Source organism: Collinsella aerofaciens (assembly GCF_028207065.1).
In the GTDB taxonomy this organism is placed as follows: Bacteria; Actinomycetota; Coriobacteriia; order Coriobacteriales; family Coriobacteriaceae; genus Collinsella; species Collinsella aerofaciens_AR.
The window spans coordinates 62,115-76,557 of the sequence record NZ_JAQLFP010000001.1 but is presented as its reverse complement, the minus strand read 5'-3'; the positions used below and the strand labels follow the sequence as shown (position 1 = coordinate 76,557).

Genomic DNA, 14,443 nt, shown 5'->3' with positions numbered 1-14,443 from the left:
CATGTCCTCGACCTTTGGCAACGTCTTGCACTTAAGCATCTTCGGCCAGTCGCACTCCCCCGCCATCGGCTGCTCCCTCGATGGCATTCCGGCGGGCATCGCTGTTGACCAGGAGCAGCTGCAGGCCTTCCTCGACCGTCGTGCCCCCGGTCGCGACGAGACCGCGACCAAACGCCGCGAGGCCGACGCCGTGCACATCATCGCCGGTGTGGTCGACGGACACACCACCGGCGCGCCCGTCGCGGCGATTATCGAGAACACTAACACGCGCTCCAAGGATTACTCCGAGCTGCGCCGCAAGCCCCGCCCCGGACATGCGGACTTCCCTGCGCGCGTGAAGTATCACAACATGCACGATGTCGCCGGTGGCGGGCATTTCTCCGGCCGCCTAACGGCACCCCTGTGCATCGCCGGCGGCATTGCGCTGCAGGCACTCGAGGCCCGCGGCATTAACGTGATGGCGCACGTCGCGCAGATCGGCGGCATCTCCGACCTGCCCATGGACGACATGGTCTATCGCGAGGCCGACCGCAAGGCGATCCTTACCAACGACCTGCCCTGCATCGATGCCGCAGCCGCGGGTCGCATGCGCGAGGAGATTCTGGCCGCGCGCGACGAGCTCGACAGCATCGGCGGCATCGTGGAATGTGGCATCTATGGGCTTCCCGCCGGCATCGGCGACCCCATGTTCGACGGCATCGAGAACCGCATCGCGCAAATCGCGTTTGGCATTCCAGCCGTAAAGGGCGTGGAGTTTGGCATGGGCTTTGCCGTGGCCGCCATGCGCGGCAGCGAGAACAATGATCCGTATCGCATCGATGCCGAGACCGGCGAGATCGAGGTCGAGTCCAACAACGCCGGCGGCATCCTGGGCGGTATTTCGACCGGCGCGCCCGTCATGTGGCGCATGGCCGTAAAGCCGACGCCCTCCATTGGCCGCGAGCAGCAGACGGTGGACATGGACGCTATGGAAAATGCCGAGCTCTCGGTCCACGGCCGCCACGATCCCTGCATCGTCCCGCGCGCTGTCCCCGTAGCCGAAGCAGCCGCAGCGCTGGCCATCTGGGACGCCTTCCTAGAAGACGCCGCCCAGCGCTAAAAATCTCCGGGGGCCAACTCCAGCCCCCACGCCCACCCAGTGAAAGGGGTCCCTATGGACCTTGCTGACATCCGCAAGACCATCGATGGCATCGATACCACGCTCCTCAACAGTTTTGTCGAGCGCATGGACATTGCCACCGAGGTCGCCAAGTCAAAAATCGAGATGGGCAAGGCCGTCTTCGACCCCGCCCGTGAGCGCTCCAAGCTCAACAACCTTGCCAGCCGCGCGCCCGAGCGCTACGAGGCGCAGACCATCACCCTGTTCCGCCTCCTCATGAGCATGAGCAAGGCCGAGCAGCAGCGCTACATCAACGAGCTCAAGGGCATCACCGTCTCACAAAAGGCCCACGCCACGGCCGTGGCCTTTGACACGCCCTTCCCCCAGACGGCTACCGTCGCCTGCCAGGGCGTGGAAGGTGCCTATAGCCAGATCGCCGCGTGCAAGCTCTTCGATGTGCCCGACATTGCGTTTTTCGAGACCTTCGAAGGCGTCATGCGCGCCGTGCGCGACGGCTTCTGCGAGTTTGGCGTGCTGCCCATCGAGAACTCCACCGCCGGCTCGGTCAACGCCGTCTACGACCTGCTCGCCCAGTTCGACTTCCATATCGTGCGCTCGCTGCGCCTCAAGATCGACCACAACTTGCTCGTCAAGCCCGGCACCAAGCTCGCGGGCATACGCGAGGTCTACAGCCACGGTCAGGCCATCGCGCAGTGCGCTAGCTTTATCGAGGCGCACGGCCTGCACGCCACCAAGTACCCCAACACCGCCATGTCGGCCGAGATGGTCGCCAGCTCCGAGCGCACCGATGTTGCCGCCATCGCATCGCGCAGCTGCGCGGCACTCTATGGTCTGGAGGTGCTGGAGCCCAACATCCAGGACTCGGACAACAACTACACGCGCTTTGTCGTCATCAGCCGCGAGCCACGCGTCTACCCCGGTGCCAACCGCACCTCGCTTATGATTACCACGGCCAACGAGCCGGGCGCGCTCTATCGCGTACTCGAGCGTTTCTACGCGCTCAATATCAACCTCATCAAGCTCGAGAGCCGTCCCATCCCCGGGCACGACTTTGAGTTTATGTTCTACTTTGACCTGGACTGCCCCTTTGGTAGCAAGGCCCTCGACGACTTGCTCGACTCCATCGATGACGTGTGCGAGAGCTTCACCTACTTTGGCAGTTACACGGAGGTGCTCTAGATGACCGATGTCGCCGCAACCCGCCCCTACGGCGTGCTGGGCCGCGTGCTGGGCCACAGCTACACCCCGACCATCTACAAGGAGCTCGCGGGGCTAGAGTATGTGCGTTTTGAGCGCGAGCCCGAGGACCTCCAGGCTTTTATGACGGGTGACGAATGGGAGGGCACCAACGTGACCATCCCCTACAAGCGCGCCGTCATGGAATACCTGGACGAGCTGAGTCCACTCGCCGAGCGTATGGGAAACGTCAACACCATCACGCGCCTGCCCGACGGCCGCCTGCGCGGCGACAACACCGACTACTTCGGCTTTCAGTGCCTAGTCGAGGAGCTAGGCGTTGAGGTCGCCGGCAAGATGGCCCTCGTGCTCGGTGCCACCGGTGGCGCCGGCACCACTGCCAGCATGGTGCTCGGCGACCTGGGCGCCATCGTCGTGCCGGTCGGCCGCACGAGCGAAGTCAACTACGACAACATCGCGCAGCAGTCCGACGCCGCCCTGCTCGTCAACTGCACGCCCGCCGGCATGTTCCCCCACTGCCCCGACGCCCCCTGCACGCTCGAAGGGCTCGATGCGCTCGAAGGCGTTATCGACATTGTCTACAACCCTGCCCGTACGGGCCTGATGCTCGAGGCCGAGCGCCGCGACATCCCCTGCATCGGCGGCCTGCTCATGCTCGTGGCCCAGGCGGCGCAAGCCGTTGAGCGCTATACCGGCCAGGTCACCCCGCGTGAGCGCATCCTGGACGTAACGGAGCGCTTGTCGCGCCGCGAACAGAACATCGCGCTGATCGGCATGCCGGGCTCGGGCAAGACCCGCGTGGGTGAGCAGATTGCCCTGCTCACGGGACGCGAGCATATCGACCTGGACCGCGCCCTCGAAGAACGCTTGGGCATGCCCTGCGCCGACTTTATCGTCGAGCGCGGCGAGGCGGCCTTCCGCGAGCAGGAGACGGTGGCGCTGTCCGACATCTCCAAGCGCAGTGGCCTGGTGCTCTCCACCGGCGGTGGCGTGGTCACGCGCGACGATAACTATCCGCTGCTGCACCAGAACAGCCAGATCGTGATGCTCAACCGTAAGCTCGATGAGCTCGCACACAAGGGCCGCCCCATCACCGCACGCGACGGCATCGATAAGCTGGCCGAGCAGCGCATGCCGCGCTACCGCGCCTGGGCCGACTACATCATCGACTCGCGCGATTGCGCCGCCAACACCGCCCAAGCCCTCCTCGACACTCTCCCACCCGCTCTCTAACCAAAACCACCACAAAGGGGACAGGCGCCTTTGTGGTGGTTTTCCAATCGCAAAGGAAGCAACCATGAAAGCACTCGTCATCAACGGCCCCAACCTCAACATGCTCGGCATTCGCGAGCCGGGCATCTATGGCAGCGACAACTACGACCGCTTAGTGCAGATCTGCCAGGAAGCAGGCGCCGCACAGGGCTTCGACGAGGTCGAGGTTTTCCAGTCCAACCACGAGGGCAGCATCGTCGACAAGATCCAGGAGGCCTACGGCAAGGTCGACGGCATCGTCATCAACCCGGCCGCCTACACGCATACGAGCGTCGCGATTTTGGACGCCCTCAAGGCCGTCGCTATCCCGGCCGTGGAGGTCCACATCAGCGCCGTAGAGACGCGCGAGGACTTCCGCCAGGTGAGCTATGCACGCCTAGCCTGCTTCGCCACCATCACCGGCGAGGGCCTCCAGGGCTACGCCCACGCGTTGGAGCTGCTGAAAGAGCATCTCGATAAGTAGCCTCGCGGATCGATTCATTAACACCGATTCACACGAACACAACCCCAGCGCCGGCAGCAGCGACCTCGCTGCTGCCGGCATTTTATTACTGGCATATAATCGTTGCAGTCACACAACGTCTGGAGACCCACATGCTGAGCATTCACCTGGGGGATTACCCCGGTTCCATCTACGATACCAAGACCTACTTTAGGAACTCGTACCTGGATTCATGGTTCGAAGATCCCATGGCTGCACAGATGATTAAAGGTGTTGACGGTTCAGAGCTCATCGGCCCCCACAACATCATCAGCAAGCAGCTTGGCTCGATTACGCCACTCGAGCTTTCTGGCGGTGTCAAGACGTTGCTGCTGGTACGCAATCTCCCCGACATGGTATTTAATGCTTCCACCTGCGGAGACAACTGCGCCCGTTGGCTGCTCAAGATTGGCAAAGAGCAAGACGTGCTGGTAACCCTTTATCACATCATGAAATTCCCCTGGAAGCGTTTTGAGATTCGCATCGATAACGATAGCCGCATCGTCAGGAACATGCAGGAGTTTGTTGGCGCCACGAATGATTTTCTGGATGTTGAAGATGCGACTAGAATGCCGCACTAAGTTCTATTGCCGTAATCGCGGAATGCGGTTGCGAAAGACTTATCGGAGTGTTCGAGGGCAGAGCAGTAAGCCACGCAAAACGTTTAAAACCAAGGTAGTGTCGAGAAAGTTGGCGTAGCGTCCGATCCGAAGCGAGTCGGCCCGGCGTCCAGGAACCTGGAATACGGTTGATATCCTATGCCGCCTCGATCCTGTCCGCAAGCTCGAGGCCGGATTCGATCATCTTCCTGGCCTCGGCCTCCAGCCGCGACCAGTCGACCGTCCCGTCGAGCCCGCGCGTGCGGCCCTCGTCGTAGAGCTCCCTCATCTTTGCCTCCGAGAAGTACCTGGACTCCTGCCATGCCTCGTCCTGCTCGCACATGACCGCGCCCGCGAGCCGCACCAGCGACGCCGTCGAGGGGAACGCCTGCACCACCCTCGACCTGCGCTTTATCTCGCGGTTCGTCCGCTCCTGGACGTTGTTGGTGCGCAGGCGCTTCCAGTGCGACGGCGGGAAGTCGAGGTATGCCAGGGCGTCCGGCTCGGCCTCCTCGAGGATCGCCGCCGCCCTCGGGCAGCACCCCTCCAGCATGTCGCACGCCACGTGGTACATGGCGGTCACGGTGGCGGCGTCGCGCCCGCGGAACACCTGCGAGACGATCCTGCCCACGCGGCGCCTGAGCTGCCAGGAGCCCGCCTCGCGCATGCAGTCGCGCATGAGGTGGACGGCGCAGCGCTGCCATGCCGCCCCCTGGAAGACCTCCGCCGCGGCCGCGACGAGGCCCGCGTGCGCGTCGGAGACGACGAGCTCCACGCCGGAGACGCCGCGGTCGCGGATCTTCCTGAGGAAGGCCAGCCACGAGTCGTACGACTCCGTGTCCACCACGCCGACGCCCAGCACGCGCCCCCGGCCGCCCGCGTCGCAGCCGATGGCCGTGACGACGGCCGTGGAGGCCACGCGGCCCCCGCGGCGGCACTTGACGTAGGTGGCGTCGAGCCAGACGTAGGGCACCGGCGAGCCGTCGAGGGGCCTCGCGCAGAGCTCCTCGATGTCGGCGTCAAGGCTCGACGCGATGGCGCTCACCTGGTCCTTGGAGAGCCTGGACACGCCCATCTTCTCCGCGACGCGCCGCACCTTGCGGGTGCTCGTGCCGGTGGCGTACATCTCGGCGACGGCGGCCACGAGGGCGCGGTCCGCGCGCTGGTAGCGCTCGATCACGTCGTCGGGGAAGAAGCTGCCGGTGCGGAGCTTCGGGATGCGCAGCGTCAGCGTGCCGACGCAGGTGGCGAGGCCGCGCTCCCGGTAGCCGTTGCGGCTGTTCGCCCCGCCTCCGCACAGCTGGTCGGCCTCGGCGTCCATCACGGCGTTCACGACCTGCTCGGCGAGGCGCCTGAGCAGCTCCCGCATGTCGATGGCGCCATCGTCGAACCGCGGCATGGCGAGCATGTCCGGCGTCGGGTCTGATAAGATTTCCATAGCGGTCTTCGTCCTTTCCTAGAACCTGTTGTTGTGGTGATTTCAGATTCTAGGACGAAGGCCGCTCTTCGTTAAAGGGACGCTAGGGAGCCACCCTTACACCAACATTTTCGACGCGATCAAAACCAAGGCTACGCCCATGCGTTGGAGTCGCTGAAAGGCCAATCCACATCAGCAAGACGAAAAAAGCCCGGACCACCAAGCGGTCCGCGCTTAATAAACGATGGTGCTCCATGGCGGATTCGAACCGTCGACCTTGGGATTAGAAGTCCCCTGCTCTATCCAACTGAGCTAATGGAGCATATAACCGCACGCCCAAGCAAGCGCAAGCCTGTCAGGCGCAAGTAATTATAACCTAGTTGAACTGCTCGCGGTACGCCTTGCAGACCTCATCGACCGGGCCGTCCATGCGAAGGTCACCCTTCTCAATCCAAACGGCACGCTGGCAGATGCGTTCAACCTGCTCCATGGAGTGCGAAACGAACAGAACCGTCACGTCGCCGCTCTGGATAAAGTGCTGGATGCGGGCCTCGCACTTCTGCTGGAAGAACACATCACCGACGGACAGCGTCTCGTCAACGATCAGAATATCGGGCTCGGTAATCGTCGCGATTGCAAAGGCAATACGCGCAACCATGCCCGAGGAGAAGTTCTTAAGCGGCATGTCGACAAAGTTCTGAAGCTCAGCGAACTCGATAATGCCGTCAAAGTTGGCGTCGATGAACTCCTTGGTATAGCCGAGCAGGGCGCCGTTCAGATAGATGTTCTCGCGGGCGGTCAGCTCGGGGTCAAAGCCGGCACCAAGCTCAATCAGCGGCGCGATGTTACCGTGCACCTTAACGCTACCCTCACTGGGCTCAAGCACGCCAGCGATAATCTTGAGCATCGTAGACTTACCGGAACCATTGGTGCCAACCAGACCGACAACTTCGCCACGATGAATATCAAACGAGATATGCTTGAGCGCCCTAAACTCCTCAAAGAACAGCTCGTGCTTGGCAAGCTTGATGAAGTACTCCTTGAGGTTGGTCAGCGACTCAGACGCCATGTTAAAGATCATGGTAACGTCGTCGACCTCGACAGCCAGAGGCTGCTCGCTGTAATCAACAACAGATTCAGTCATCACAGCACTCCTTAGATGTAGAGGATAAATTTGCGCTCGGACTTATGGAACACGGTGTAGCCAATAACAAGCGCAAGAACCGCCCAAGCGACGCACATACCAAACGTCAAAAGCGAAGGCGTGGTCTGGAACAGGAAGATATCGCGCATAAACTGCAGGTAGTTATACATGGGGTTCGCATAGACCAGAATGCGCACGAGATGCGGCATTTGCGCAACGAAGTCGGTCGTCCAGAAAATAGGCGTGATGTAAGTCCACGCCGTGATGACGACGCTCCACAGATGCATAACGTCGCGGAAAAAGACCGTAAGGGCGGAGAGCATCATGCCCAGGCCCATGCAGAAGCACATAAGCAGCAGCAGGCAAACCGGCAGCAGAATCAGGTGCCAAGAAGGCATAACGCGGAACCACAGCATAACGATGGCGACGGCGACCAGCGAGAAGGCAAAGTTGACCAGCGAGAAGAGCACCTTCTGCACCGGGAAGACCCAGCGGTGCACCTTAACCTTCTTGAGTAGAGGGGCAGCACCCACGATCGACGTCAGGGCCTGGTTCGTAGACTCGGACATGACGGCAAAGGTAACGTTACCCACGATCAAGTACAGCGGGTACATCTCGGGCGTCATTGAGCCATTGCGGCCCTGGCCAAAAATCGTCGAGAACACGATGGCCATGACAATCATCATCAGCAGCGGGTTGAGCACCGACCATGCGACGCCCAGAACGCTGCGGCGATACTTGATCTTAAAATCCTTGGTAACCAGCTGACGAAGGATAAACGCGTCCTTCTCAAATTCGTTCTTAGCAAACGTCGCAGGCAGACTGCGAGTTTCTTGTTGCTTTGTCTGATCCGACACGGATGCAACTCCTTTACTCGTAATCGTTGACAAACGAACAGTATAGACCCGCCCTCAACGCCATAAGGCGGCGTTGCGAAACTGGAAAACTATCCCACAACATCGTTTTCGGAACGTCTTTCACCAGACAGCATGCCGCGAGCGACAACCACAAGCACGGCAGGAAAACCAAATTGAGCAGCCACGATATAACGAGGCCAATACCAAATAGGACTCGCAATAAAGAGTGTTCCGTACAACAGCAAAAAAGGCAAAAGCGGCAATGCGAAACGCGAACGCCCACGCGATACCAAAAGAACTGCCGAAAACATAAGCAACCAAAAGACAACGGCGCCAGAAATAGACCAAGCGCTCAGGCCAAGCGCCACATCAACATCATCGCCAAGGGGCGCAAGCAAGTTGCGAAATGTAACTCCCGTAGAAGCCTTTGCGTCGGCCACAAGGTTATACGGAACGCCCATGAGAAAGTTTTCAGGCAGACCGTCAGCACCCTTTACATTTGGGGTCCAAAAACCAAACGTCTGCAGTTCCCACGCCTCAAAGTATATCGAAGGGTTACGCGAAAGCATCGAGACCCAATGAGCCCAGAATCCATCCTTTAAATGGTCCGAATTAAAGTCATCGTTCCATTTAAGCGGATCGATAATACTGGGGTGATAAACCTCCTTGTAACGATCAAGCGGGAGCAGCTCGTTCATATAAGAACGGTCGGACTCGGACATATCGCCATCGAGCGCGGCAACGCGAGCCATCTGAGCAAGCGGAATACCCACTGACTCAACATCCTCCGATGGAACAACGCCCAGAGCCGAGTACACGGGCCCCGTAATAACCAAGCATGTGACAAGCGCAAATCCAAGAGATACGGTCAAACGAGAGGCAGGTTTCATCGGGGCAATGCAGCCGAGTCGGCCCAAAGCTACAATTATCGCAAGCACCACGAATAGCGCAGCGCAAATATACAAACCGTTATTCCGTAGAAGCATAACGTCCAACGCTAGGGCACCAAAAAAGAGCAAACGCAACGCGCTCGACCGGGAATCCTTTCCCGTGACGGCATCGGCAAGCATGGTCACCATCAAGACAAGACAACAGGAAAACAACGGGTCTTTCCAAAGCGCCACAGAATAAAGAGCGCAATACCGTGACAAGCCAAAATAGACTACGAGCAGCCAAGACCAGCGAGAGGAGACCCCCAAGCGGGAAGTCACCCAAATAGAAAGATAGCCAAACGTGCTGGCGGCACAGGCCATCTGAAGCACCGTTAGCAAGGCAACGCCCACCGATGGACTCATCCCCATAAGGCCTGCAATTTTGATACAAGCAGCCATCATCATGGTGAATGCAACCGGATGATGGTTGCTCAAAGGGTTCCACCCCATAATCTGAGCAAACGACGAGAAGGTGTCCCAAAAAAACAGACCGGGACAATACCTCAGGAAGAACGGGAGATACAAAAGAAATATCACTAGAGCACGGACCGCAACAGATAGGAGTCGAATGGACGAGTCTCCATCATTAGTCCGCAGCGAGTCAATGCAGAAAACACAGCAGCGGCAACGACAAGACAGCTGAACAAGCACCGACAAGACCCAAAAGACCAGCGCCGACATCACCCAAAAAGCAACAAAATCAAGCGCGGAATATGGCTCAATATAGTTCTCGTAAATCCCGCCGGCAATCACCGGTTCAGTCACACGAATATGCGCTCCCAGCACAAGAACAAACGAAAATACAAGGGAAATCACTAAGCAGCAAGCTCTACCAACAACCGACGGAAATGCAAAATCCCTGCACGCAAACTTATTGAAATTAACCAATGATGCGATTATCGCAACACATGCCAAGACTGATGGAAACAGGTCGAAGGAACCACTACAATACGTCACCGTAGCGATGCTTGCTGCAAACAGCAAAACAGCACGTGTCACATCTAATAACCTGAACTCTCGAATCAATGCGCCCATCCTAACCACGAAACAAACGATTCGATTGTACGCGACCAAAGGAACCTTCATGGCCGAGCAAACGATTGCCGTTATTATCCCCTGTTACAACGAGGCAGTCACCATCGGAAAAGTCATCGACGACTTTCACCGCGAGCTTCCGCAAGCGACGGTCTATGTCTATGACAACAACTCGTCGGACGATACCTCACGCATCGCTACCGAGCACGGCGCCACGGTCCGCTTTGAGCCCCGCCAGGGAAAGGGCAACGTGTGCCGCCAGATGTTTCGCGACATCGACGCCGATTGCTACCTGATGGTCGACGGCGACGACACCTATCCCGCCGAGGCGGCCAAAGCCCTCTGCGAGCCCATCCTTAACGGCGCGGCCGACATGACCGTAGGCGACCGCCTTTCCAACGGCACCTACGCCGAGGAAAACAAGCGTGCTTTCCACGGCTTTGGCAACAACCTAGTTCGCGCCATGATCAAGTGGATCTATGGCTACAGCTTCGATGACGTCATGACCGGCTACCGCGCCATGAGCCGCCCGTTCGTTAAAACCTTCCCTGTGCTTTCCGAGGGTTTCCAGATTGAAACCGAGCTCTCGATCCACGCCGTCGACCACCGCTGGCGCATAAAAGATGTGCCCATCGAGTACCGCGACCGTCCGGAAGGCTCTGAGTCCAAGCTCAATACCGTGAGCGACGGCATTAAAGTCGTTGCGATGATCGGCACGCTGTTCAAGGACTACCGTCCGCTCAAATTCTTCAGCCTGGTCGCGCTTCTGTTTGCGATTATCGGCCTCGCCCTGGGCATCCCCATCGTCGTCGAATATTTCCAGACCGGTCTCGTCCCCCGCTTCCCCACCGCAATGCTCGCCGCATCTTTCATGTTCCTTTGTGGCCTGAGTCTCGCGACGGGGCTTATCCTTGATTCCGTTGCAAAGGTTGAGCGTAAACAGTGGGAGGTCAACGTGTATAACACATATGGCTGCAGCATTCCCTCCAGCGCAAATAAAAACGAGAGGTAAGTCACATGCCGCTCATCTCCATCGTCGTGCCGTGTTACAACGAGCAGGAATCACTTCCGATCTTTCTCAAAGAGCTCGATGGCGTCGTTCGCATCATGACCCGGCAAGACCCCGGCATTTCCTTTGAAGCCGTCCTCATCGACGATGGCTCGGCAGACAAAACGCTCGCCGTCATGAAGGCAGAAGCTGCGGCGGCGCATCCATACGCCATCCGCTGGCACTCTTTCTCGCGCAACTTTGGCAAGGAGGCGGCACTACTCGCCGGACTCCAGCACGCAAAGGGCGACTATGTCGCCACCATGGATGCCGACATGCAGGACCCGCCCTCACTCCTGCCGCAGATGTACGAGATCTTGCAAACCGAAGACTACGACAACGTCGCCACACGTAGGACCACCCGCGAAGGCGAGCCTCCCATCAGGTCGTTCTGCGCCCGTATGTTCTACAAGATCATCAACCGCATTTCCAAGGCCGACATCGTCGACGGAGCACGCGATTTTAGGCTCATGAAGCGACCTATGGTCAACGCCATCATCTCCATGGGCGAATACAACCGATTTTCCAAGGGCATTTACGGCTGGGTGGGCTTCAAAACCAAATGGCTCCCCTATGTAAACGTCAACCGCGTGGCCGGCGAGACCAAATGGAGCTTTTGGTCGCTGCTCCTCTATTCCATCGACGGCATCGTCGCGTTTTCCACGGCGCCGCTCTCCCTCGCCGCCCTCACGGGTATCGTCTTCTGTTTCATCGCCATCTTGGGATTTATCGTCATCTTGGTCAAAACGCTTGTTTGGGGTGATCCCGTCGGTGGATGGCCGTCCCTCGCCTGCCTCATAACGATGTTTGGCGGTATGCAACTTCTGTGCCTGGGAATCATTGGCGAGTACCTGGCAAAAGCCTACTTGGAGGCCAAGCGCCGCCCCATCTATATCGTTCGCGAGTCCAACGAGGATTCTAATGACACGGTCCAATAGATTCACGCTCAAGAATGTGGCGTTCTACGCCGCCTGCTTCGCATTTTCCGGCGCACTCTTTGTCGCACTTGCAGTGGCAGGGCATGTCTACCCCTTTGGCGACAACTCGTTTCTCACCAACGATCTCAAATACCAATACATCGACTTCTTTGCTTGGTTCCGGCGCGTCCTTTTAGGCGAGGCAAGCCTTCGCTATTCCTTCTCGCAAGGACTCGGCATGAACACATGGGGGCTCTATAGCTACTACCTCGCCAGCCCCTTCAACCTGCTCTGCGCGCTGTTTCCCGCAGACAAGCTAACGCTCTTCGCGTTTGCTATCTCCGCGCTCAAACTGGGCTGCATCCACATCAGCAGCGCTTGGTATGTGCAAAAGCGCTTTGACCTACCCAAGCCCGCAGCATTCCTGCTTTCCCTCTCGTTCACGTTTTGCAGCTGGACCATCAGCAACCTACGCAACCCGCTCTGGATCGATTGCCTCATCCTGCTGCCCATCTGCGCCTACGGATGCTACGAGCTCATCCGCAAGCAGCGCATGATCCGCCTCGTCATCGCAACGGCGCTCAATGTCATGTTCTGCTGGTATACGGCCTACATCAGCATCCTGTTCCTCTGCATCTTCGTATTGGTCGAATTTGTCGATTATGTTGCAGAAGAAGGTTTTAGCTGGAAGCTCATGCTCGATCGGGCCCTGCGATTCGCCGGGGCTATCGCGCTCGGACTGCTTCTGTCCGCTTGGACCTTTTTGCCGACCATCCTTGCCATGTCCAAGGGCGGTCCCGTTCTAGCACTCGGCCCCCTACTTAAAACCAACCTCAAGTCGCTCATCAGGGGCTTTCTTCCCTGCATGTGGGTAAGCAACGAAAGTACACCTCAGTTCTATTGCGGCATCATCATGATGCTGCTTGCGGTGAGCCTGCTGGTTAACCGCACGGTTTCAATCAAGACGCGCATCGCAACACTCGTCGTCACGATAATCCTGGTCGCAAGCTCCGCTTTGAGCCCGCTCGAGTACATCTGGTGCGGCATGCGCGTTCCCAACGGCTTCTACTCGCGCACGGCTTTTTTGCTGAGCTTCTTTACGCTGTGGACCGCAGGATACGCGCTGCAGCCGCTCAAAAACCAGCCCAAATTGCGTCAAGCCTATCGCCCCGTCGTCATCATGCCCCTCCTGGCACTAACCGCCATTGAGTTGTTTGCCAACGCCCATGTCATTTGGAATCAGCTGTACGTAGGCTATTCCGAAGAAGCCAACAGCACCTATGTCACCACCGTAACCGACACGATCACGGCCATTCAAGACCAGACTTCGGCGTCGTTCTATCGCATTGACCGCACGACCACACGCGTCGACAGCGCCGCCCTCAACGAAGGCCTGGCGCTTGGGTACAACCAGTTGTCTTCGTATTCGTCTGCCAACAACCCGCAGGCCATCGCACTGCTCAACTCCCTTGGATACAGCAGCGTCGGCGAGTTTTCGACCCGTTATGCCGAACCCATTCTTGCCGTCGATGCCCTGCTGGGAGTTAAGTACGCCATTGCCGAGAACGCGCCTGCGGGATACGTTTTAGCCAAGATGAATCAGGCCGACTCCACAAGCGCAGTGTACGAGAACCCCTATGCGCTCAGCATTGGCGTCGCAGCCTCAAGCGATATCCAAAACAGCACGCTGAAGAGCGAGAACCCCTTCGAAAAGCAAAACGAACTCTACAGCAAAATCCTAGGCCGCGAGGTCAAGCTCTATACCAAGATCGAGGCCACGAGCACTGAGAATAGCGATAGCATAAAGCAATGGAGCGTTACTGTACCGGCAAGCTCCATCGGATATCTCTACATCAACAAAGATACGACTGCCGGCAGTTATTGGCCCGTCACCCTTACCATCGACCAGCGAACGATCGAAAACGAGGCCTGGAGATTCGACAATAATATCCGCCAGATTGCGGATGCATCGGACGCCCCGAGCCAGCATACGGTGTCAATCGGAGTCGCGGAGGGCTATACAGACATGCCCCAAGACAACGAGCCGGTCTTTTACGCCCTCAATCTGGACGTTTTCGAGCAGATTATTAGCGAGCTTAAGACGAACGAGTTTATTCCGACGGTTTTTAAGGACGGAAGGATCGAAGGCGAGTATACCGTCAAGGATGACGGCAACCTGCTGCTGAGCGTTCCGTACGATGAGGGCTGGAACGTAACGGTAAACGGAGCCGCCGCAGAACTAACGCCCGCCGCCGATAAGGGCTTGTCATCCCTGAACATGCAGAAAGGCGCGAATAGGATCGTGATGACCTACAAGACTCCGGGCGCCCTTGCGGGGCTTGCAGTGAGTCTGGCGACCGCCGCCGCCCTTGTTGCAGCGGGGCTATTCACCAGGCATAAGAAAAGCCGCCGTTAACAAGCGGC

At 58.4% G+C, this 14,443-nt stretch carries 12 protein-coding genes and 1 tRNA gene; 8 read left to right on the top strand and 5 right to left on the bottom strand.

The window, feature by feature from the left end:
* Position 1 precedes the first annotated feature (1 nt).
* From aroC to PMX72_RS00310, 5 genes are all read left to right on the top strand, one after another.
* Positions 2-1,099 (top strand): chorismate synthase, encoded by a 1,098-nt coding sequence (gene aroC / locus PMX72_RS00330; RefSeq protein ID WP_271729029.1) that lies wholly within the window; start codon positions 2-4, stop codon positions 1,097-1,099.
* Between the two features lie 54 nt (positions 1,100-1,153).
* Entirely contained in the window at positions 1,154-2,299 is a 1,146-nt protein-coding gene (gene pheA / locus PMX72_RS00325; RefSeq protein ID WP_271729030.1) for a prephenate dehydratase, read from the top strand.
* Complete coding sequence (locus tag PMX72_RS00320; protein WP_271729031.1) at positions 2,300-3,550, top strand: shikimate kinase; 1,251 nt, start codon at positions 2,300-2,302, stop codon at positions 3,548-3,550.
* Between the two features lie 64 nt (positions 3,551-3,614).
* On the top strand, positions 3,615-4,052 hold the full coding sequence (aroQ, locus tag PMX72_RS00315) for a type II 3-dehydroquinate dehydratase (protein WP_271729032.1): 438 nt from the start codon (positions 3,615-3,617) through the stop codon (positions 4,050-4,052).
* A 131-nt stretch (positions 4,053-4,183) separates the two neighbouring features.
* Positions 4,184-4,651, top strand: a complete 468-nt coding sequence (locus PMX72_RS00310; protein WP_271729033.1) for a DUF4869 domain-containing protein — start codon at positions 4,184-4,186, stop codon at positions 4,649-4,651.
* Positions 4,652-4,826: 175 nt separating this feature from the next.
* Here PMX72_RS00310 and PMX72_RS00305 read toward each other — a convergent pair whose 3' ends face one another.
* From PMX72_RS00305 to PMX72_RS00285, 5 genes are all read right to left on the bottom strand, one after another.
* Complete coding sequence (locus tag PMX72_RS00305) at positions 4,827-6,107, bottom strand: IS256 family transposase (protein ID WP_271729034.1); 1,281 nt, start codon at positions 6,105-6,107, stop codon at positions 4,827-4,829.
* Between the two features lie 224 nt (positions 6,108-6,331).
* A tRNA-Arg gene (locus tag PMX72_RS00300) sits at positions 6,332-6,408 on the bottom strand.
* 54 nt (positions 6,409-6,462) lie between these two features.
* Positions 6,463-7,230 (bottom strand): ABC transporter ATP-binding protein, encoded by a 768-nt coding sequence (locus PMX72_RS00295; RefSeq protein ID WP_006236046.1) that lies wholly within the window; start codon positions 7,228-7,230, stop codon positions 6,463-6,465.
* 11 nt (positions 7,231-7,241) lie between these two features.
* Positions 7,242-8,087: an ABC transporter permease gene (locus PMX72_RS00290; RefSeq protein ID WP_271729035.1), complete on the bottom strand. Its 846-nt coding sequence runs from the start codon at positions 8,085-8,087 to the stop codon at positions 7,242-7,244.
* Between the two features lie 89 nt (positions 8,088-8,176).
* A complete protein-coding gene (locus PMX72_RS00285; protein ID WP_271746109.1) occupies positions 8,177-10,045 on the bottom strand; it encodes a DUF6020 family protein in 1,869 nt (622 codons plus the stop codon).
* A 58-nt stretch (positions 10,046-10,103) separates the two neighbouring features.
* On the opposite strand from PMX72_RS00285, the gene PMX72_RS00280 reads away from it, so the two are divergent.
* From PMX72_RS00280 to PMX72_RS00270, 3 genes are read left to right on the top strand one after another with little or no spacing between them, the layout of a single operon-like run.
* Complete coding sequence (locus PMX72_RS00280) at positions 10,104-11,066, top strand: glycosyltransferase family 2 protein (RefSeq protein WP_117842726.1); 963 nt, start codon at positions 10,104-10,106, stop codon at positions 11,064-11,066.
* Between the two features lie 5 nt (positions 11,067-11,071).
* Positions 11,072-12,040, top strand: coding sequence for a glycosyltransferase family 2 protein (locus PMX72_RS00275; RefSeq protein ID WP_271729037.1), 969 nt, complete (start codon positions 11,072-11,074; stop codon positions 12,038-12,040).
* Positions 12,024-14,435 carry a YfhO family protein gene (locus PMX72_RS00270; protein WP_271729038.1) on the top strand — a complete coding sequence of 804 codons (2,412 nt, stop codon included), beginning with the start codon at positions 12,024-12,026 and terminating at the stop codon, positions 14,433-14,435. The genes PMX72_RS00275 and PMX72_RS00270 overlap by 17 nt, the downstream gene beginning before the upstream one ends.
* The last annotated feature ends 8 nt before the right edge of the window (positions 14,436-14,443 follow it).

Excerpts from the sequence above, each read along its gene's own strand:
- aroQ (WP_271729032.1), top strand. The coding sequence starts at position 3,615 with ATGAAAGCACTCGTCATCAACGGCCCCAACCTCAACATGCTCGGCATT.
- PMX72_RS00305 (WP_271729034.1), bottom strand. The coding sequence starts at position 6,107 with ATGGAAATCTTATCAGACCCGACGCCGGACATGCTCGCCATGCCGCGG.
- PMX72_RS00270 (WP_271729038.1), top strand. The coding sequence starts at position 12,024 with ATGACACGGTCCAATAGATTCACGCTCAAGAATGTGGCGTTCTACGCC.
- aroC (WP_271729029.1), top strand. The coding sequence starts at position 2 with ATGTCCTCGACCTTTGGCAACGTCTTGCACTTAAGCATCTTCGGCCAG.
- PMX72_RS00320 (WP_271729031.1), top strand. The coding sequence starts at position 2,300 with ATGACCGATGTCGCCGCAACCCGCCCCTACGGCGTGCTGGGCCGCGTG.
- PMX72_RS00280 (WP_117842726.1), top strand. The coding sequence starts at position 10,104 with ATGGCCGAGCAAACGATTGCCGTTATTATCCCCTGTTACAACGAGGCA.
- PMX72_RS00295 (WP_006236046.1), bottom strand. The coding sequence starts at position 7,230 with ATGACTGAATCTGTTGTTGATTACAGCGAGCAGCCTCTGGCTGTCGAG.
- PMX72_RS00310 (WP_271729033.1), top strand. The coding sequence starts at position 4,184 with ATGCTGAGCATTCACCTGGGGGATTACCCCGGTTCCATCTACGATACC.
- PMX72_RS00275 (WP_271729037.1), top strand. The coding sequence starts at position 11,072 with ATGCCGCTCATCTCCATCGTCGTGCCGTGTTACAACGAGCAGGAATCA.
- pheA (WP_271729030.1), top strand. The coding sequence starts at position 1,154 with ATGGACCTTGCTGACATCCGCAAGACCATCGATGGCATCGATACCACG.